The sequence below is a fragment of the Bacillus sp. FSL K6-3200 genome, assembly GCF_038630485.1.
GTDB classification, from domain to species: Bacteria; Bacillota; Bacilli; order Bacillales; family Bacillaceae; genus Bacillus; species Bacillus safensis.
In genome coordinates this window covers 726,653-745,163 of record NZ_CP152032.1, presented here as the reverse complement: position 1 = coordinate 745,163, position 18,511 = coordinate 726,653, and the positions used below count along the sequence as shown (strand labels likewise).

19 protein-coding genes are annotated in these 18,511 nt (G+C 42.3%); 11 read left to right on the top strand and 8 right to left on the bottom strand.

Annotation, left to right across the window (positions count from 1 at the left end):
- The first annotated feature begins 119 nt into the window (after window positions 1-119).
- A complete protein-coding gene (locus MHI60_RS03870) occupies window positions 120-1,535 on the top strand; it encodes a DASS family sodium-coupled anion symporter (RefSeq protein ID WP_144485774.1) in 1,416 nt (471 codons plus the stop codon).
- Window positions 1,536-1,540: 5 nt separating this feature from the next.
- Here MHI60_RS03870 and MHI60_RS03865 read toward each other — a convergent pair whose 3' ends face one another.
- Entirely contained in the window at window positions 1,541-1,888 is a 348-nt protein-coding gene (locus MHI60_RS03865) for a hypothetical protein (RefSeq protein WP_335361446.1), read from the bottom strand.
- 92 nt (window positions 1,889-1,980) lie between these two features.
- Between MHI60_RS03865 and MHI60_RS03860 the strand changes: the two genes are divergently transcribed.
- The gene (locus tag MHI60_RS03860) at window positions 1,981-2,208 is read left to right on the top strand and encodes a hypothetical protein (protein ID WP_039177063.1); all 228 of its coding nucleotides are present in this window, start codon (window positions 1,981-1,983) and stop codon (window positions 2,206-2,208) included.
- On the opposite strand, the gene MHI60_RS03855 is transcribed toward MHI60_RS03860, so the two are convergent.
- Entirely contained in the window at window positions 2,189-2,668 is a 480-nt protein-coding gene (locus tag MHI60_RS03855; RefSeq protein ID WP_039177065.1) for an Hsp20/alpha crystallin family protein, read from the bottom strand. The two genes, MHI60_RS03860 and MHI60_RS03855, sit on opposite strands and share 20 nt — an antisense overlap.
- Before the next feature lie 65 nt (window positions 2,669-2,733).
- Here MHI60_RS03855 and MHI60_RS03850 point away from each other — a divergent pair, with 65 nt between their 5' ends.
- Together MHI60_RS03850 and MHI60_RS03845 are read left to right on the top strand one after the other, a co-directional pair.
- Window positions 2,734-2,991, top strand: coding sequence for a hypothetical protein (locus tag MHI60_RS03850; protein WP_003213975.1), 258 nt, complete (start codon window positions 2,734-2,736; stop codon window positions 2,989-2,991).
- A gap of 6 nt (window positions 2,992-2,997) precedes the next feature.
- Complete coding sequence (locus tag MHI60_RS03845; protein ID WP_111291772.1) at window positions 2,998-3,231, top strand: hypothetical protein; 234 nt, start codon at window positions 2,998-3,000, stop codon at window positions 3,229-3,231.
- A gap of 38 nt (window positions 3,232-3,269) precedes the next feature.
- Here the strand turns inward: MHI60_RS03845 and MHI60_RS03840 are convergent, their stop codons facing one another.
- Together MHI60_RS03840 and MHI60_RS03835 are read right to left on the bottom strand one after the other, a co-directional pair.
- Window positions 3,270-4,661: an amino acid permease gene (locus MHI60_RS03840; RefSeq protein ID WP_095407932.1), complete on the bottom strand. Its 1,392-nt coding sequence runs from the start codon at window positions 4,659-4,661 to the stop codon at window positions 3,270-3,272.
- Window positions 4,662-4,841: 180 nt separating this feature from the next.
- Window positions 4,842-5,915, bottom strand: a complete 1,074-nt coding sequence (locus MHI60_RS03835) for a glycosyltransferase family 2 protein (protein ID WP_144485772.1) — start codon at window positions 5,913-5,915, stop codon at window positions 4,842-4,844.
- Window positions 5,916-6,047: 132 nt separating this feature from the next.
- On the opposite strand from MHI60_RS03835, the gene MHI60_RS03830 reads away from it, so the two are divergent.
- The gene (locus MHI60_RS03830) at window positions 6,048-7,931 is read left to right on the top strand and encodes an ABC-F family ATP-binding cassette domain-containing protein (RefSeq protein ID WP_144485770.1); all 1,884 of its coding nucleotides are present in this window, start codon (window positions 6,048-6,050) and stop codon (window positions 7,929-7,931) included.
- A gap of 35 nt (window positions 7,932-7,966) precedes the next feature.
- On the opposite strand, the gene folE2 is transcribed toward MHI60_RS03830, so the two are convergent.
- The gene (folE2, locus tag MHI60_RS03825) at window positions 7,967-8,863 is read right to left on the bottom strand and encodes a GTP cyclohydrolase FolE2 (RefSeq protein WP_144485768.1); all 897 of its coding nucleotides are present in this window, start codon (window positions 8,861-8,863) and stop codon (window positions 7,967-7,969) included.
- Window positions 8,864-9,006: 143 nt separating this feature from the next.
- Here folE2 and MHI60_RS03820 point away from each other — a divergent pair, with 143 nt between their 5' ends.
- Both MHI60_RS03820 and MHI60_RS03815 read left to right on the top strand, forming a co-directional pair.
- A complete protein-coding gene (locus tag MHI60_RS03820; protein WP_095407936.1) occupies window positions 9,007-9,432 on the top strand; it encodes a MerR family transcriptional regulator in 426 nt (141 codons plus the stop codon).
- Between the two features lie 56 nt (window positions 9,433-9,488).
- A complete protein-coding gene (locus tag MHI60_RS03815) occupies window positions 9,489-10,679 on the top strand; it encodes an MFS transporter (protein WP_111291777.1) in 1,191 nt (396 codons plus the stop codon).
- Window positions 10,680-10,907: 228 nt separating this feature from the next.
- On the opposite strand, the gene MHI60_RS03810 is transcribed toward MHI60_RS03815, so the two are convergent.
- Window positions 10,908-12,461, bottom strand: coding sequence for an ABC-F family ATP-binding cassette domain-containing protein (locus MHI60_RS03810; RefSeq protein WP_024426645.1), 1,554 nt, complete (start codon window positions 12,459-12,461; stop codon window positions 10,908-10,910).
- 152 nt (window positions 12,462-12,613) lie between these two features.
- Here MHI60_RS03810 and MHI60_RS03805 point away from each other — a divergent pair, with 152 nt between their 5' ends.
- Window positions 12,614-13,756, top strand: coding sequence for a DEAD/DEAH box helicase (locus MHI60_RS03805; RefSeq protein WP_144485766.1), 1,143 nt, complete (start codon window positions 12,614-12,616; stop codon window positions 13,754-13,756).
- A gap of 37 nt (window positions 13,757-13,793) precedes the next feature.
- On the opposite strand, the gene MHI60_RS03800 is transcribed toward MHI60_RS03805, so the two are convergent.
- Window positions 13,794-14,798 carry an NADP-dependent oxidoreductase gene (locus tag MHI60_RS03800; RefSeq protein WP_095407940.1) on the bottom strand — a complete coding sequence of 335 codons (1,005 nt, stop codon included), beginning with the start codon at window positions 14,796-14,798 and terminating at the stop codon, window positions 13,794-13,796.
- Between the two features lie 121 nt (window positions 14,799-14,919).
- Complete coding sequence (locus tag MHI60_RS03795; protein WP_095407941.1) at window positions 14,920-15,297, bottom strand: YfmB family protein; 378 nt, start codon at window positions 15,295-15,297, stop codon at window positions 14,920-14,922.
- A 221-nt stretch (window positions 15,298-15,518) separates the two neighbouring features.
- On the opposite strand from MHI60_RS03795, the gene MHI60_RS03790 reads away from it, so the two are divergent.
- The 3 genes from MHI60_RS03790 to MHI60_RS03780 all read left to right on the top strand — a co-directional run bounded on the left by MHI60_RS03790 (window position 15,519) and on the right by MHI60_RS03780 (window position 18,493).
- A complete protein-coding gene (locus tag MHI60_RS03790) occupies window positions 15,519-15,866 on the top strand; it encodes a general stress protein (RefSeq protein ID WP_095407942.1) in 348 nt (115 codons plus the stop codon).
- 969 nt (window positions 15,867-16,835) lie between these two features.
- Entirely contained in the window at window positions 16,836-17,492 is a 657-nt protein-coding gene (locus MHI60_RS03785) for a methyltransferase domain-containing protein (protein ID WP_095407943.1), read from the top strand.
- Between the two features lie 275 nt (window positions 17,493-17,767).
- Window positions 17,768-18,493 carry a GTP cyclohydrolase II gene (locus MHI60_RS03780; protein WP_034282729.1) on the top strand — a complete coding sequence of 242 codons (726 nt, stop codon included), beginning with the start codon at window positions 17,768-17,770 and terminating at the stop codon, window positions 18,491-18,493.
- The last annotated feature ends 18 nt before the right edge of the window (window positions 18,494-18,511 follow it).

The window sequence follows — 18,511 nt, the reverse complement described above, 5'->3', positions numbered from 1 at the left end:
GATATCTTCATTTTTTCTTATGATTTAAAGGATTTCTAAAAAGATCATCGAATGTGGAAAATTAGAAAAAATATGACAAGCGCTTTCAATAGGGGGGAATTGTTATCGTTTATAAAAAGGTGAATTTGATTGGACTTGTTCTTGGACCGACACTCTTTTTGCTCGTTCTTTTTCTCATACCTGAAGATGAATTGACCTATGCTGCGAGGGTAGTCTTGGGCATTACAGCTTGGACGGCCACATGGTGGGTGACTGAAGCACTGCCCATTCCTGCTACATCTTTATTGCCCATCATCCTGCTCCCGACACTTGGCGGGCTTTCTATGGAACAGGCATCAAGGTCTTATGGAGATCCGATCGTCTTTATGTACATGGGAGGATTTATGATCGCAATTGCCATTGAAAAATGGAAATTACATAGAAGAATGGCCTTACACATTTTAAGGGTGATTGGCACAAGAAGTGACCGCATTGTATTAGGTGTCATGATCGCGACTGCTTTTTTATCTATGTGGATTTCGAATGCAGCGACAGCACTAATGATGCTGCCAGTGGCACTTGCAGTGATTAAAGAGGTTAAGACAAATGAAATCTTATCCGGTCCATCTCTTGATCGATTCAGTAAAAGCATCTTATTATCAGTAGCGTATTCAGCGTCAATAGGAGGTTTGGCGACACTTGTCGGTTCTGTGCCAAATGCGGTGTTTGCTGCGATGTCAAAAAAACTGCTAGATCGAGAGATTATGTTTTTCGAATGGTTTTTGTTTGGTTTTCCTGTTGCGATGATTCTGCTCGTCCTTTTATTTTTGTATTTGACAAGGGTACAGTTCAAGGTAGAACACAAAGGTGAAATGAGTGTAGCGTTCATTCAAAAAGGATTAGAGGATTTAGGAAAAATGAAAAGAGAGGAAAAATGGGTATTTGTTGTTTTTCTCATGACGGCGTTCTTATGGATTTTTAAGCTCTTTTTGTTTGGAGGGATGACCGTATCTGATACGTCTATCGCCATTTTCGGTGCCATGCTGTTATTTCTCATTCCAGCAACAAATGGAGAGAGAATATTAGAATGGCAGGATATGAAAGAACTGCCGTGGGGACTTTTGCTTTTGTTTGGAGGAGGGCTTTCGCTCGCTACGGGCTTTGCAGAAACCAATTTAACAGGATGGATCGGAGAAAATTTACAGCATTTAAACGGGCTTTCTTATATCATGCTGTTGATTATTTTAACGGGAGCGATTCTGTTTATGACTGAAATTATGTCAAATACGGCTGTTGCCAATATGATTATTCCGATAACGGTAGGGCTTGGGCTTGCGATTGGAATCGAGCCGTATGGGTTAATGGCTGCGGCTGCTTTGGCTTCCTCCTGTGCGTTTATGCTGCCGATTTCCACACCGCCAAACGCCGCTGTCTTTAGTGCGGACGTGCTGAAAATATCTGATATGGTCAGGGCGGGTTTTTGGTTAAATATCATCAGTATTGTAGTGATTGTTCTTGCGGTCTATTTCTGGTTGCCGGTAGTGCTGAAAAACTGAGCGTCTTAAGAAGAGGAAGGCTTTGACCGAATTGAGACGACTGGTGTTTTTGTTTCTTTTGGCTTCGGTGTTTGTGTGGATTTTTTGATGCATGTGTCCTTTGGTGTGTAATAGGTTGCCCCAATATTGAGCCTGCCTTGAAGCTGGTCAATAGAAAGCTCCCCAAATTCTATATGGTAATCAATCTTGTCCACGCGCAGGGATTCAATATGGATGTGTGTATCCTCTGAGACAGGAGCAGCTGGTGCAGACAATTTTTGCTCAAGAGCGGCGAGTCTTTTTTCTAGCTCAATGACAGATGGGGATGGATTGGATTCAGTTTTTTTAAAGAGTGATTGAATGAAATGTTTCAAGTAGACCACAACCTTTTCTTCCGCCTTACTCTAGTCTATGGAAAAGCTGCCCGGTATATACTTATAGAGTTGACAAGAAAGGGGAGAAGCATATGCTGCCTACTCAGATTCACATTGCCCATATGAAAACGAATTCGATTGGCACAGGATCATCTATGACGTTTGGCTCGACGTTTGTTCGCAATCATTGCAGTACGATCAAACGAAATAATGGCTTTGGGGAACAGAATGCTGATGGCGTGATCACGATCCTGCCAATTGAAACAATTGATGATCGTGATCAAATAGACGCAGTGAGTATCAATATTCGTCATCTATGATGATAGCCGTCGCTTTTCCTTCATCCTTTTGCAGGCGGATGTAAAGTACACCGTCTTTAAAGGCAGCATTCATTTGACCGAGAATCATCTCTGGAAGGCGGATTTTCTTTTCAAACGGACCATACTTCCCTTGCTTTTGGCGAAAGTCCTGCTCGTTAAAAAAGGAAAAACGCTGTCCTTTCACAACCAAATATTCACCATATGATAACACCTGAACGTCTTCCTTTCGGTAGCCAGGCAAATAAATTAAGTATTGAATTTCTGTAGGGGTTTCCACCATGTCGATTGGAGGAAACGACGCATCTGATCCCCGCTGATCCTGCTGTGTGAATGTAAATGGAGATGGACCGTTTGCCATAAAGGGGGATCTTTGCTCATCATCGAAGATCATTTTCCAAAAATCATCTCCATGCATTTGCTGGGCAATATCCATCCACTGCTTCATTTTTTCGAAGTCCATGTGAAGACCTCCCGTTAACATACTTGATGGGTGCTTGCATATACCTATAAAAAGGAGGTTTATCTGTGGTTCAACCAACTCCGTATATCAATATTAATATTTTCATGTTAAAAATTAATTCCTTTGAAAATGCGTCGGCGGTGAATGTCGGACAAAATTTGTTAGCAGAGTGGCAAAACTCAGATAAAAAAAATCAGGGTTACGGACAGAATTTTGGAGATGCCAGCGGTTTTGTCGGTACAAAAAGCCATGTAGATGATCGAGATCAAGTGGACTCACCTGCCTCTTTTTCGCCAGCAGCTAAACCCATTCAAAGGAAGTGACGTGTGATGTTATTCTCACCCTCAGTCGTCAACGTCGGTGCTTTTAAAATCAATGCAATGGATCGGGGGTCATCACTGACGCTAGGACCTTATCAGCAGATTGATTATTTTCTCTCAATGAAATTGAATCAAGGTTTTGGTGAGGACAATGGAGATTGTTCACCGCTTGTCATTCCGATTTCAAGCGTGTTAGATCCAGATATGGTGGACTCAAATTCAGCCAAAAACAGCGTGATTTAAGCAAAAAAAAAGAGACCGGGAACCCCCGAGTCTCTTTTCTAATGTGTTTCGTTGAGATGGCTTTTTCGTCTTGCATAGGTGAAATAGACAACAACACCGATGACGATCCAGATGAGGAAGGCTCTCCATGTTTCCCATTTCAGTGTGAAAGCCAAGATCATACAAATGACCGCACTAATTATAGGAAGGACAGGGACAAAGGGTACTTTAAAAGCTGTATTCATATTCGGATGTTTTTTCCGGAGTACGATCACAGCGATAGAGATCACCGTAAAGGCCGCAAGTGTACCGATGCTGACTAAATTAGCAAGTGTTGATAAGTTGACGAATCCAACGATACATGACGCAACAGCGCCTGTCAGCCAAGTGTTGGCGACCGGTGTCTTAGATTTTGGATGAACGTTTGAAAAGATTTTCGGCATGAGTCCATCTCGGCTCATGGCAAAGGTTAAACGAACCTGAGCGTAGACAAGTGCAATTAACACTGTCGTAATCCCGATAATAGCACCTGCGGATATAATACCAGCGACACTATTCAGGCCAACCACTTGAAGAGCAAAAGCGACAGGATCACTGACATTCAGCTTCGTATAGTGAACCATGCCTGTTAAGACGAATGAAACCCCGATGTATAAAATCGTACAAACACCGAGCGCACCGATGATTCCAATTGGCATCGCCTTTTGCGGGTTTTTGACTTCTTCAGAAGCATTGGCGATTGCATCAAATCCAAGGTAAGCAAAAAAGACAGTTGCCGCTCCAGCAATCACGCCATGGAAGCCCATTGGCATAAACGGTGTCCAGTTTTCAGGTTTAACGTAAGCAAAGCCTGAAATGATAAAGAGAAGGACGATGGCAATTTTGATCAGCACAATGATGTTATTCAGCTTTGTGCTTTCTTTGACGCCTCGTGAGACGATAAAGGTGATGAGCAAAATAATGAGTGCGCCTGGAAGGTTAAAGACGGAACCATCAGCGGCTCCAGGTGCAGCTGATAAAGCCTTCGGTATGTGCAGACCGAATCCGCTGAGCAGTGATTGAAAATAGGACGACCATCCACTTGCTACAGCAGAGAGCGCAATGACATATTCAAGCATGAGATCCCAGCCCATTAAAAAGGCGAGAAATTCCCCAAGTGTTGCGTAGGAATACGTATAGACGCTTCCTGACACAGGAATGGATGAGGAGAATTCAGCGTAGCAAAAAGCAGCAAGGGCGCATGCGATCGCAGCCAAAATAAAAGATATAATAATCGCAGGTCCCGCATCATTTGCCGCAGCAACCCCCGTAATGACAAAGATTCCAGTCCCGACCACACAGCCAATGCCAAGCAAGATTAAATCAAACGTATTCAACGAACGGCTGAGCCGCTTTGTTTGACTTTCAAGCATGAGCTGGTCGAGAGATTTTTTTCGAAATAAAGAACTCATGTTGACCTCCTAATGGATAAATCTTTTCGTAAGACGAATGTTAGTATATGCGCAAATGACAATTTAGTCAATTGGTTGAAAAACGCTTTAAATCACTAAAGTATTAAACGTCACAACCGAATAAGTGTATAAAAAGAGACATCCGCCGAGAGATTGAAGGCGGATGTGGTGTCAGACGATCTATGTCTGTTCAGCAAATATTTTTTCATTGTACAGCACACTTGGATGGGTCGGATAATGGGCGGAGGAGGCAAGGTGATGTGTTTTGGCTTGCTCCAGATCGCCGAGTTGATAATAACAGTAGCAAAGCTGAAGGTGAGGATACCATGTTTTATATTGTGTAATTGTGAAGGCTGTTTCGTTTTCAGGGGCCTTCAGCGCCTGCTCATACCAAAAGATGGCTGCCTGATGTTTATTTTGTATTTTTAGATGATCCCCGATCCGGCAGCAAAATTCTGGCCGGGGCTGATCATATAAAAAGGAACGTAATAATGAGGATAAGGCCGCTTCCTCAAAGCCTGCCGCATAATAGCAGTCCGCTAAATATTGGCATGTGCGAATTTCGTCCTCAATCCAGCACTGTTTTGTGTTTAAAAATTCATGATAAAAACGAATCGCCCTGACATGCTGCCCGTTGTCTCTTAGTTCATTGGCAAAGTAAAAGAGATCACGGGGCGTCATATCCTCTCCTTTTGCCAGCATGTCTTCATAAATCCGCAAGTTGCGCCCAGGCTCACCAGCAGTTGTTTTCTTGCGTTTTTGGTGTGTGACGGCGATATCTGCTGAAAGGATGTTTCCATACACTTGAAGAAACTCATGAACGGCCCCATACCACTGAAAGTTCAACGAACGCTTCACAAGGCGATTTCTTCTATATTTGAAATTTACCTGACCGTCTTCATCGAATCCCACATGATAAAACATTGAGACAGCATCCACCGAAGGATCAAGTGTTTTCTTAAGCTGAAGCAGTTTTTGGCGGTCTTCTTCAAGCAGAACATCGTCAGCATCGAGCCATAAAACATACTCTTTCGTTGCATGTGAGAAAGCAAAGTTGCGTGCTTTTGCAAAATGCTGAACCCATTCAAAATCCAGCACCTTTGCTGAAAAGGAATGAGCGATCTCCTTCGTTTGATCTGTTGATCCCGTATCAACGATGATCATTTCATCGACAATGTCTTGAACAGAAGAAAGACAGTCTGCCAGCACTTCCTCTTCATTTTTCACAATCATACATAAGCTAATGGTTATCATCTTTAGATCACCTCTTCATAGTGTATCGAGCATCAAAAGGAAACATTCTTTTCAACAGCGGGTTTTTTAAAACTAGTTTTCTGCTACTGGCTGATTTAAAATAAAGGAAGAATCTATGTAAGGGCTGATAAAATGAGTTTATTGAATGTTGAAGGATTATATAAAACCTATGGCGAGAAAACGCTGTTTGATCATATTTCTTTTCATATAGAACCGAAGGAACGCATTGGTTTGATTGGACCAAATGGTACAGGGAAGTCAACGCTTCTAAAGGTGATCGCAGGACTTGAATCGTTTGAGGAAGGTGACATCACGAAAGCAGGGACACTTGATATCGAATTTCTTGAGCAAGATCCTGAAATGACCGGAAATGAAACGATTCTTGACTACATTTTTTCTGGAACGGCACCAATGATTCAAACGATGAAGGCGTATGAACAGGCACTCGCCGATTTAGAGCATGACCCGCAAAATGAGGTAAAACAAGAGGCGCTGATGCGCATGCAAAACCGAATGGATCAGGAAGACGCTTGGGATGCGAACCTTTCAGCAAAAACGATTTTGACAAAGCTTGGCGTGAAAGATGTGAGCCGCTCTGTACATGCATTATCAGGCGGACAGAAGAAACGTGTCGCCATTGCTAAAAATTTAATTCAGCCTGCAGGTTTGCTGATTTTAGATGAGCCAACCAACCACCTTGATAATGCCACCATTGAATGGCTTGAAGGATACTTAAGCCAATATAGCGGTGCTGTCATTCTCGTGACGCACGATCGTTATTTCTTAAACAGGGTGGCCAATCGGATTTATGAGTTAAATCAAGGACAGCTTTATACGTATAAAGGAAATTATGAAGTCTTTTTAGAAAAAAGAGCGGAGCGGGAAGCAGAAGCTCAGGTGAAAGAAACGAAGCGTCAAAACTTGCTTAGACGAGAGCTTGCATGGCTGAGACGAGGGGCAAAAGCAAGAACGACAAAGCAGAAAGCACGTATCGGCAGAGTCGAAGAGCTGAAGGATCAAAAAGGGCCTGATGCGAAGGGAGAGCTTGATTTTGCCATCGGCTCGCACCGACTGGGAAAACAAGTGATAGAGGCAGAAGACTTATCGATTTCATTTGCTGGCCAGACTCTTGTGGAGAGGTTTACAGATTTGGTTGTGCCGGGCGATCGTATCGGATTTATCGGACCGAATGGAGTCGGCAAAACCACTCTGCTGAACTGTCTAGCGGGTAAAATCGAACCGACTTCAGGACATTTGACCATTGGACAAACCGTTCGTATTGGCTATTACACGCAGGATCACAAGGAAATGAATGATGAGCTGACCATCATTGAGTATATCAAGGAAACAGCTGAGATCGTCAAGACGTCTGATGGCGCCATTGTAACAGCAGAACAGATGCTGGAGCGCTTCCTTTTCCCAAGATCGATGCAGCGGACGTTTATCCGTAAGCTGTCAGGGGGAGAACGCCGCAGATTGTATTTATTGAAGGTCTTAATGGAAGAACCGAATGTTCTCTTTTTAGATGAGCCGACGAACGACCTTGATACAGAAACCCTCAGTATTTTAGAGGATTATTTAGAACAGTTCCCTGGCGTCGTCATCACCGTGTCCCACGATCGTTATTTCTTAGACCGAGTGGTTCACCGCCTGCTTGTCTTTGAAGGAAATGGTCGCATTTCACACTTCCAAGGTGCTTACAGCGATTATATGGAACAGGAAAAAGAGCAGAAGCGGACAGAGGCAAAGCCGGCTGAGAAACAAGTAGAAGCTGCGCCGAAAAAGAGAAAAAAACTTTCTTATAAAGACCAGCTTGAATGGGACGGGATTGAAGACCGGATACAAGCATTAGAAGAAAAACATCAGCAGCTCGAAGCCAGCATTGCAGAGGCAGGCAGTGATTTTGGGAAAATTCAAGAGCTGATGGACGAACAAAAAGCCGTTGCGGAAGAATTAGAACAAGCAATGGACCGCTGGACAGAACTGTCGCTCATGATTGAAGAATTAGAAGGTTAATAATAAATAAGATGAAGGAAAACCTGTAGAGCGATCTACAGGTTTTTTTGATAGGAGCATTTGGCATACGCATCATGCTGGTGGATGGATTCCTCATTACGGCACTCGATTTGAAAGTCTTTAACCCATGGCTGTTCATATAATTCAATGGCAATTAATCTTGTGATATCTTCAACAAAGCGCGGATTTTCATAAGCTTCTTCTGTCACTTTCTTTTCATCAGGTCTTTTGAGCACGGGATAAAGCGGTGCGCTTGCATTGGACTCAATGATATGTAAAAGAGCGGCCTTGATGTCGTCAAGAAGCGATGCTTGTTCAAACAACCCTACGTGAATGGAAACAGAGCCGCGCTGATTATGTGCACCATATTCACTGATTTCCTTGGAACAAGGACATAATGTCGTGACCTGTGCATCACAGCCAACTTGACAGGTCCATCCGTCCTTTTCATGATAATGGACGTCATATTTGATAGTCGCATGCATCAATCCTGACTGACCGGTGACTGGGCTCTGTTTTTCCATGTACCATGGAAAGGAAACTTGAATGGAAGCAGAGGATTGATTCATTTTCTGAGCGAGCGCTGCCGTTAATTCTTTTAGCGCATTCATATCAAGCGGCTTGCTGCTCTCATAAAACGAGTGCAGCTGTTCAGTGAGACGGCTCATATGAATGCCTTTTTGATGGGCTGGCAGGGATGTACTCAGTGTAAATTCAGCAATAGTTGTCTGGCGCTGTGGTGCCATTTTAGACACGATATGTACTGGATAGGACATGCGGCAGATCCCGACTTGTTCAAGATGAAAATAAAAGTCCTGCTCTGTTTTTTGAATGTCCGTCATGTCCTCTTTTTGCAAAGGTTTTGTGCCAAGACTTGCCGGTACAGATCCGAATAGCTGGTGCCGTTCTTCTTTAGGTGGAAATGAGCGCATATAGTACCTCCTTTAAATCGTAATTATTCCTATTTATTTTGCAATAAAACACGAAGGGAATCAAGTGTTAAAACTTTGACGTTTACGTTAAGGTTATAAAGGTGTATAATAAAACATGAATTGATGAGCAGGAGGCACTGGCGATGGAATGGATGAAAATTGATCAAGTGGCGAAAAGAAGCGGACTAACAAAACGGACGATTCGTTTCTATGAAGAGATTGGTTTATTATCAGCACCAAAGCGGACAGAGGGCGGAGTCAGACTTTACTCAGAGGACGACATGGAAGAGCTAGAGAAAGTGATGCAGGCAAAAGAGGTACTCGGCTTTTCTTTACAGGAGCTTCAATCGTTTATGGAAATCGGAAAGCAGCTAGAGCTGAATAAAGAAGGCTACTTGCTGTCGCTTGATCCAAAGGAACGATTAGAGAAGCTGTTAGATATCGATGCGCAGCTGAATGTGCAGCATCAATTGATTACAAAAAAGCTTGAAACGATTCAATCCTTTAAAAAGGATCTTGAAGCGATGAAAGAAAGAGCGGCTCATGCAATTGAGCAATTACAAAAATAAACACCTCTGCGTGTTTATTTTATTTTGTCAACATTTGAAGGAAAGGTTCTGATGGAATGAAGGAAGAAGAAGTGTTGAAACAGCGTACAAGTCTGCTTAGGCAGCCAAAAGCCGTTTGGGCTGTTGCCTTTGCGTGTGTGATTTCGTTTATGGGAATAGGACTCGTGGACCCGATCCTGCCAGCCATTGCATCGCAATTACACGCATCTCCAAGCCAGGTCTCTCTTTTATTTACAAGCTACTTACTTGTGACCGGCTTTGTGATGTTTTTTACCGGCTTTATTTCTAGCCGGATTGGTGCGAAATGGACGTTATTAGTAGGACTCATTTTTATTATTGTTTTTTCTGCTTTAGGAGGGACTTCTTCAACGATTAATGAATTAATTGGCTTTAGAGGCGGATGGGGCATTGGGAATGCTTTATTTATTTCAACTGCACTCTCTGTCATTGTCGGTGTATCTGTTGGAGGAAGTGCGAAGGCCATTATTTTATACGAGGCTGCATTAGGTCTTGGGATATCGGTTGGACCGCTGCTTGGCGGAGAGCTCGGAACAATTTCTTGGCGCGGGCCATTCTTTGGCGTTGCCGTATTAATGCTTATTGCACTTTTAGCGATTACTTTTATGCTTCCACCTATGCAAAAGCCTCAGAAAAAAGTGAAATTATTTGAGGCTGTCGGAGCATTAAAATATAAAGGACTTTTAACGATGGCATCTGCCGCTTTCTTATACAATTTTGGTTTCTTTGTGCTTTTAGCGTATTCGCCATTTGTGCTCCATCTTGATGAGCATGGACTCGGTTATGTCTTTTTTGGATGGGGGCTATTGTTGGCTGTGACCTCCGTCTTCTCCGCGCCGGTCATTCATCGCAAACTTGGGACATTGACCTCTCTTGTGGTTCTGTTTGCTTCGTTTGCTGTGATTTTATTCGGCATTGGGGTATGGACGTCTCATGTTGTGGTCGTGATCTGCGGAATTGTCATTGCTGGGGGAATTCTCGGTATGATCAATACGGTGCTCACGACAGCTGTGATGGGGTCAGCGCCGGTTGAACGTTCAATTGCTTCATCCTCTTACAGTGCTGTACGGTTTATTGGGGGCGCGATTGCTCCTTGGATTGCCGGAGTTCTCGCTGAATCCTATACAGCAAGTACACCTTATTATGTCGGGGCTGCTGTTGTTCTCTTAGGCATGATCATCCTGCTCCTTGGACGTAAGCATTTGGTGAATATCCAAGCTGGTCATTGATTAGAAAAAAGCTCAGCGTGTAGACAAACCCTCGCATTCGGTGTCAGTCCTGTGCGCCGATGCTCACGAATGTCAAATTCGCTCCGCAAAGGTAGCCGTCATTCCTAGGGCTGCAAAGGTTTTCTATCACGCTGAAAGAAGACAAAGGACTAAAATAAAGATCATTTTAGCCCTTTGTCACAATCATCTGAGCCTTATATCTTCTAAAGATATAAGGCTTTTTTGTCATTATAATACTTTTGTCGTCCAAGATTCACAATTCCAAGTTTCGGTTGCCACATCTTGATAAAATTCAGGCTCGTGAGAAATCAATAAGACGCTGCCTTTATATTCTTTTAACGCGCGTTTTAGTTCTTCTTTTGCATCGACATCTAAGTGGTTTGTCGGCTCATCGAGAACAAGTAAGTTGGTTTCTTCGTTGATCAGCTTGCAAAGACGGACCTTTGCTTTTTCTCCTCCGCTTAAAACAGACACGCGGCTTTCAATATGTTTTGTCGTTAATCCGCATTTTGCAAGAGCGGCTCTGACTTCATATTGCGTGTAAGAAGGGAAGGTGCTCCATACTTCTTCAATACAAGTATTGCTGTTTTGCTCTTTTACTTCTTGCTCAAAGTAGCCAATATGCAAGAATTCTCCACGTTCCACCTCACCAGAAATAGGTGTGATTTCCCCAAGAAGACTTCGGAGCAGCGTCGTTTTTCCGATACCGTTAGCACCGTACAACGCAATTTTTTGCCCGCGTTCCATTTTCAAATTCAATGGGCGGGAGAGCGGTTCATCATAACCGATGACCAAATCTTTCGTTTCAAAAATCAGTTTCCCAGACGTACGTGCCGGTTTAAAGTGGAATTCTGGTTTTGGCTTTTCTGCCGCCAGTTCAATCATATCCATCTTATCCAGTTTCTTTTGACGGGACATCGCCATATTTCTTGTGCTGACACGTGCTTTGTTTCTTGCAACAAAATCCTTTAGTTCAGCCACTTCCTGCTGCTGTCTTTTATAGGCCGCTTCAAGCTGCTGCTTTTTGACTTCGTACACTTGTTTAAATTGATCATAATCACCAACATAGCGCGTGAGCTCTTGATTTTCAACATGGTAAATCAAGTTAATAACACTGTTTAAAAATGGAATATCATGTGAAATGAGGATAAACGCATTTTCATATTCCTGTAAATAGCGCTTCAGCCACTCAATATGCTGCTCATCCAAATAGTTGGTCGGCTCATCGAGAAGGAGAATTTCTGGCTTCTCTAACAGCAATTTCGCTAGCAGCACCTTCGTACGCTGACCGCCGCTGAGCTCCGTCACATCACGGTCCAGCCCAAGATCCGTTAACCCAAGACCTCTTGCAATTTCCTCGACCTTAGAATCAATGATATAGAAATCATTGTTTGTCAGTGCATCCTGAATGACGCCAACTTCCTCTAACAGCTTTTCCAGCTCATCAGGATCAGCTTCACCCATTTTGCCATAAATGTCATTCATCGCGGCTTCCATTGAAAATAAATAATGGAATGCATCCTGAAGGACTTCACGGATCGTTCTTCCCTTTTCTAGCACGGTATGCTGATCAAGGTAGCCGACACGGACATTTTTCGCCCATTCGACTTTTCCTGCATCTGGCTCCAGCTTGCCAGTAATAATATTCATAAACGTTGACTTTCCTTCACCGTTGGCGCCGATTAAGCCGACATGCTCGCCTTTTAATAAACGGAAGGACACTTCGTGGAAAATGGCTCTGTCGCCAAAGCCATGACTTAAATCTTTAACAGATAATATCATTTTTTACACCTCAAATAGATTCAAAACGGCTAGTGCCTCTCATGATTATATCGAACTGTCCGGCTCGATAAAAGCATCAAAAGAAAAATTGCGTTTCAAAGCTGATTTTGAGATACTAAAGGATAGATTGAATGAGGATAAAGGAGATCGACATGACGGAAAATTGGGCATTTTTGAAAGAAGCAAAGCCATTTATTCAGGAAAACTTTCAAGCGGCTGGCTTCGAAAAACCAACAGCTATACAAGAAAAAACAGCAGAGTGGATTACGGAGAAGCGTGATGTGATCGCAGAATCGCCAACTGGGACGGGGAAGACACTTGCGTATGTACTGCCGCTTTTAAATAAAATTGATGTCAATATCAAGCATCCCCAAGTCTTAATCTTGGCACCTTCAAGAGAGCTTGTGATGCAAATCTTTGATGTCGTGCAAGAGTTCAAGCAAGGATCAGACATCAAAGCGGTCTCCTTGATTGGTGGAGCGAACATCAAGAAGCAGCAAGAAAAACTAAAGAAACACCCGAACATCGTTGTGGCGACACCGGGCCGAGTACAAGAATTAATCAAAATCAAGAAACTGAAAATGCATGAAGTCAAAACGATTGTATTAGACGAAGCAGATCAGCTTCTTGTGCCAGAGCATATGAAAACGATCCAAGGGATCATTAAGTCCACATTAAAAGAAAGACAAATCCTTTGTTTTTCTGCAACATTGAAAGAAGAAACCGTTCAGCTGATCAAAGAAATGACATCTGAACCAGAAGTATTGAAAATTTCTAGAAGCGAGGAAGAAGCGCAGAAAGTGGGTCACTATTATCTGTTATGTGATCAGCGTGACAAAGTAAAACTACTGCAAAAGCTATCACGGCTTGAGGACATGCAGGCGCTCGTTTTTGTGCGTGACATTACGAACTTAAGCATTTATGCAGAGAAATTAGCGTACCATCATGTCGACCTTGGTGTCCTTCATAGTGAAGCAAAAAAAGCTGAGCGTGCTGTGATCTTAAAATCATTTGAACAGCGTGAATTCCCGCTCCTCCTTGCAACAGATATTGCAGCAAGAGGAATCGATATTGATGATCTGCCATATGTGATTCATGCAGATATGCCAAATGAAGAGGGCTACATCCACCGTTCAGGCAGAACCGGACGCGCAGGAAAAGAAGGCGCAGTCATCAGTCTTGTCACACCTCAAGAGCAATCAATGCTGAAAAAAATGGCGAAAAAGCTGAATCTTTCGCTTGAAGAAATTGTGTATAAGCAAGGCCAGCTGCACCTTGCGCCCAAGCAGGCATAAGAAAAGGACCCTCCATTATTGGCAGGGTCCTTTTTTGTTATGAAATTTTGACAAGTTGTTTTCCGACATTTTCCCCTTTGAATAGTCCAAGGAATGCATCAGGAATGTTGTCAAAGCCTTCAATGATTGTTTCTTTATATGTGAGTTTGTCTTCTTTTACCCATTGTGCGAGATCCTTCGCTGCCTCTCCAAAACGATCTGAATAGTTGCCAACGATGAAGCCTTGCATCAATGCGCTTGTTTTGATGAGTTTTGTTTGCACACGCGGTCCGATGTCCTCGCTTGCGCTAATGTTATAAGAAGAAATTGCGCCGCATACTGGAATGCGTGCAAAACGGTTCAAATGATTCATCACCGCATCTGAAATCTCGCCGCCTACATTGTCAAAGTACACATCAACGCCGTTAGGACAGGCTTTTGCAATGGCATCATCTAAATCATTTGTTGTTTTATAATTAATCGTTTCATCAAAGCCCAATTCTTTTAAATATGCGAGTTTATCGTCAGATCCGGCAATTCCAACGACGTGTGTGCCTTTGATCTTAGCGATTTGTCCCACAACGGAACCAACTGCGCCTGCGGCTCCAGAAATGACAACCGTCTCGCCTTCTTTTGGCTGGCCAATCGTAAGCAGGCCGAAGTAAGCGGTTTGCCCTGGCATGCCCAAAATCCCTAAATAATAGGACAATGGCGCAATGGACGGATCAATTTTAGTCAGAGATTCAGCTTTGGCAGTGGAATATTCTTGCCATCCAAGGAATCCAAGGACAAAATCACCTTTTTCAAATTGAGGCGATTTCGACTCAACGACTTCTCCGACAACACCGCCCTGAATCACTTCATTTAGCTTGAACGGAGGTGTATAGGATTTTGTATCCTGCATTCGCCCTCTCATATAAGGATCTACAGAAACATATTTCGTTTGAATCAAGACCTCTCCATCTTGAGGCACAGGTATATCTACTGTTTCAAAATGAAAAACATCTTTTGTAGGTAATCCTTTTGGACGTTTGGCTAATTGAATTTGCTTTTGTTGACTCATGTCAAATCCTCCCTTTCACTTACAGCCTAGATTTACATTAACATGATGCTTCTTTTCGTTCAAAACATACAGTCTTTTCAAAACACATACAAAAAAGCAGCCGCCATCTTATCGAAGGGGACTACTTTTTCTGAAAAGATACAGAGAGGAGCGGAGGGAGACAGCCAAACAGCTGATACACATCCGCATCACGTTCTTTTAACAAATATTCGTTTGCATTTTGCATGGAGGCTTTCATCATATCGCGCGTCACAAAAGGGAAAAGGATATTCAAGTATGAGGACAACAGGTCTTGTGGATCTTGTTCAATTGACTCGATATCTCCAATGTTAATAATGATGGAAAAGAGATAATCAATGGAGATGCGAAAGTGCTGTTCGGCAAACGATGTAAGCGGCTTTGAATTTGCTTCTTCAGGATTCCACTTTTGAAAAAGCTGTTTCACCAAATCACTGACAACCCAAGCATTAAACTGCTGCTCCGCTGAAAAGTAATACATCAGCTCTCCCTCATTTCTAGCCTCCAGTATAAGAATTGTACAACAAATCCACAGGAATGAACATAATATTTCAGAAAATTTAGTCATTTTTACGGGCTTTTTGTCAAAAATAAGCCAATAGGCTCGAACAGTACATCATGTAAATTGGATGTGCTCGTAGAAGGTTTAATGGCAAAAATGCCGGGTAAAAGATTCGTAAGACGTTAAAGGAGGAATATAAAATGAAACCTGTTGTAAGAGAGTATTCAAATGATGAAACACTTCAAAGAGATGTAGAGCAATTAAAATCACTCGGTGTTGCAAGAGAGGACATTTATGTTCTGTCCCATGACGATGACCGAACAGAGCGTATTGCAAGTAATGCAGATGCCAATACGATTGGCTCAAGAGAAGTTGGACTCAAACATGCGGTTGGGAACATCTTTAGTAAAAAGGGTGATGAGCTCCGCAATAAAATTCATGAAATTGGTTTCTCAAAAGAAGAAGCTGAGACATTTGAAGAACATTTAGATGAAGGGAAAGTCCTTCTCTTTGTCACAGATCATGAAAAAGTGAAAAACTGGGCATAAACGCCAGCCGAAAAAGCCTCTTACTTTTGTAAGGGGCTTTTTTTCATGCTTCCATGTCTGAAAGAGAGACATGTATCTTTTTTACGATAATAAGTAAATACAGAAGTATGGAATAAATAGTAAACTCTCTAATTGAAAAAGCCGTTATACCAAAGAAAAACAGGATAAATCAGAAAAAAATAGTCGAAATATCACAAAAATCCATTCGGGAAATAATCATTGTATCTTTCTATTTTGATTTAAAATTAAATAAAAAACTTGTGTAATTTAGTAGATAAATTTCTTAGTTCTATTGGTTTAAATTGTATTTTTGTGTAGAAATAAGTGTTTTAAGGTCAGAAAACCACGAAAAATACCTGTATTTTCAATTAGAAAATTCATTTTAATGTTTAGGAAATAATTTGTTGACAAAATAAACTAAAAACAATATATTTGGCTTAATCCAGTCATTATGGAATTAGTTGTTAAATTTCTGACGGGTTTATTCGGAGCATAATCTAGTAAAGGGGGTGGCGGGAACCAAGGCGTAAGCGCCTCTAAAAGAAAAGCTTGTTAGAAAAATGTCTACTAAAACAGAGCAAATCGTCGTTTACTTGAAGAAAAAATGACAGCCATTTTAAACAGTAGATTGATCTTTCTACTATGAGCACTTTACAAGAGATATTCAAAAGACGTTAAGTCCTTATACAAAAGAGAAAGCGTTTTCAATGAAAATTGTGAGTTGATCGAACGGTGAAGGAGGTGAACTCATATGAAAAAAAGAGAGAACAAGCTGAGGCGATGCGGCCTTCGAACGGCTGCATATGAGGATGAATGCTGAAAAAGAAGAGTGAACATGTGGGATGCTTCTCTCCTTTTTCAGAAAAACAGATTTTCCTAAAAAATCCATCTTTCATTTTAACATAAGGTTTTTGGCTTGAAAACCACCTTTGCCCGAAAAGAAGATTGTGAATTGAAGGAGGTTTCATGATGAAAAAGGCTTTGTACCATGAAGACAGCGGACTTTATTTAGAAAAGATGCGCATGGCATTCCAAGAGCATTATGAGCAAAGAACAGATATGTGGTCCACTGATCCATCCTTAACAGACGCAGCAGTGATGTCATTAAAGGCATGGCGTTCAAGGGAAAAGAATGCACTTGCTTCTGTGCTGGATATCGGGTGCGGCAACGGCCGAGCACTTGAACATTTAAGCGGGCTTTCCGCATATGTCGGTATCGACCTGTATGAGCATGAGGAGTGGGAGGGGTTACAGAAAAGAGAAACGGTTTCTGTCCACTTTGTTCATCAAGATTTTATGTCATGGTCCATGGATCAGGGACGCGGGATGCAGTTTGATTTAATTTTAGATCATGGCTGCTTTCATCATCAACATCCTGATGATCATGAACGTTATTTAAAACAGGTCTCTTCTTTACTTCATGAAGGCGGTGTCTTTTCACTTGTTGTCTGGGGAGAACAGTGGAAAACAGGATTAATCGGAGAAGATGGCCGTTTCCATTTTTCATTTTCAGATTCTCAGCTTGGAGAAAAAATTTGTACATCAGGTCTTGAGCTTGTATCCATATCACCACTACAAGCGAAGGCCGGAATAAGCCAGCATCATGTCATTGCCGTCAAAATCTAGTACAAAGGCGAGTGATTCAAGCAGAGGTGTTCATTGTAAGAAAGAGCGGCTGCCAATCAAGGACGCTTGCTGCTCTGACAGAAAATAAAGCATATGAACCAAGATTTCTGCTCCTTTGTACTGGAAAAGGACAAGGTCTAAAGCGATGAGAGACACTGCACATCCATTTCCTTCTGCGGGAGCACACAGGCAGAGGGAGTGCGTACACATATTCATCACTCTATCACTGCGCTATGGGAGTCGATTGGGTGCAGTGATGAATAGGGGGGAGACAAATGAACAAGTTTGTAGATGAACTACAATCAATGATTCATCATTTTACCTTTCAAGAAAAACACTATTTGCTCGTGGGGCCTGTAAATTTGCCAATTTCCATTCAACATGAAGAAGTGCCATTTAAGTGGTATGCCTTCGCACCTGTTGAACGGGATACAAAACCAACGATCGAATCGATTGTCCAAATGAGTACCGCGCAGCAAACCTTTTCCTCTTGTCTCTTATTTGGCGACTTTGAAAATGAACGGCCGCCGCTTGTGCGAATCCATAGTGTCTGCCAAACAGGCGATGTGTTTGGGTCACTGAAATGTGACTGTGGTCCACAGCTTGCATTATCGCTGAAGAAAATCACCGATTACGGAAAAGGCATGCTGGTGTATATGGCCAATCAAGAAGGGCGGTCTATTGGGCTGATGGCAAAAGCATTGACGTATAAATTACAGGAAATGCAACTGGATACTTTTGAAGCCAACCGCCTGATCGGCTGCGGGGATGATGATCGGCATTATGAGGAAGCAGCAGCTGTTTTGCACTATTTAAACAAAGGGAAACCATTGCACTTACTAACGAATAATCCAGATAAAGTCGATTCTATTGCAGCTTACGGTCTTCCTGTTTTGCGGTTTGATCATACGGTCGAAGCCTCTCTCTACAATGAAGCCTATTTAAAAGCAAAAGCAGCCTCAGGGCATATGGTCGATGAGAAGAAATTAATTAATCAATAGACGAGTATATTGAAAGAA

Bases quoted from the DNA above. Each gene is read 5' to 3' on its own strand.
- MHI60_RS03860 (WP_039177063.1), top strand. From the start codon at position 1,981: ATGCTGCCTACTCAGATTCACATTGCCCATATGAAAACGAATTCGATT.
- MHI60_RS03840 (WP_095407932.1), bottom strand. From the start codon at position 4,661: ATGAGTTCTTTATTTCGAAAAAAATCTCTCGACCAGCTCATGCTTGAA.
- MHI60_RS03795 (WP_095407941.1), bottom strand. From the start codon at position 15,297: ATGTATTACTTTTCAGCGGAGCAGCAGTTTAATGCTTGGGTTGTCAGT.
- MHI60_RS03780 (WP_034282729.1), top strand. From the start codon at position 17,768: ATGAACAAGTTTGTAGATGAACTACAATCAATGATTCATCATTTTACC.
- MHI60_RS03785 (WP_095407943.1), top strand. From the start codon at position 16,836: ATGAAAAAGGCTTTGTACCATGAAGACAGCGGACTTTATTTAGAAAAG.
- MHI60_RS03805 (WP_144485766.1), top strand. From the start codon at position 12,614: ATGACGGAAAATTGGGCATTTTTGAAAGAAGCAAAGCCATTTATTCAG.
- MHI60_RS03810 (WP_024426645.1), bottom strand. From the start codon at position 12,461: ATGATATTATCTGTTAAAGATTTAAGTCATGGCTTTGGCGACAGAGCC.
- MHI60_RS03855 (WP_039177065.1), bottom strand. From the start codon at position 2,668: ATGGACTTCGAAAAAATGAAGCAGTGGATGGATATTGCCCAGCAAATG.
- MHI60_RS03815 (WP_111291777.1), top strand. From the start codon at position 9,489: ATGAAGGAAGAAGAAGTGTTGAAACAGCGTACAAGTCTGCTTAGGCAG.
- MHI60_RS03835 (WP_144485772.1), bottom strand. From the start codon at position 5,915: ATGATAACCATTAGCTTATGTATGATTGTGAAAAATGAAGAGGAAGTG.
- MHI60_RS03845 (WP_111291772.1), top strand. From the start codon at position 2,998: ATGTTATTCTCACCCTCAGTCGTCAACGTCGGTGCTTTTAAAATCAAT.
- MHI60_RS03790 (WP_095407942.1), top strand. From the start codon at position 15,519: ATGAAACCTGTTGTAAGAGAGTATTCAAATGATGAAACACTTCAAAGA.
- folE2 (WP_144485768.1), bottom strand. From the start codon at position 8,863: ATGCGCTCATTTCCACCTAAAGAAGAACGGCACCAGCTATTCGGATCT.
- MHI60_RS03800 (WP_095407940.1), bottom strand. From the start codon at position 14,798: ATGAGTCAACAAAAGCAAATTCAATTAGCCAAACGTCCAAAAGGATTA.
- MHI60_RS03830 (WP_144485770.1), top strand. From the start codon at position 6,048: ATGAGTTTATTGAATGTTGAAGGATTATATAAAACCTATGGCGAGAAA.
- MHI60_RS03820 (WP_095407936.1), top strand. From the start codon at position 9,007: ATGGAATGGATGAAAATTGATCAAGTGGCGAAAAGAAGCGGACTAACA.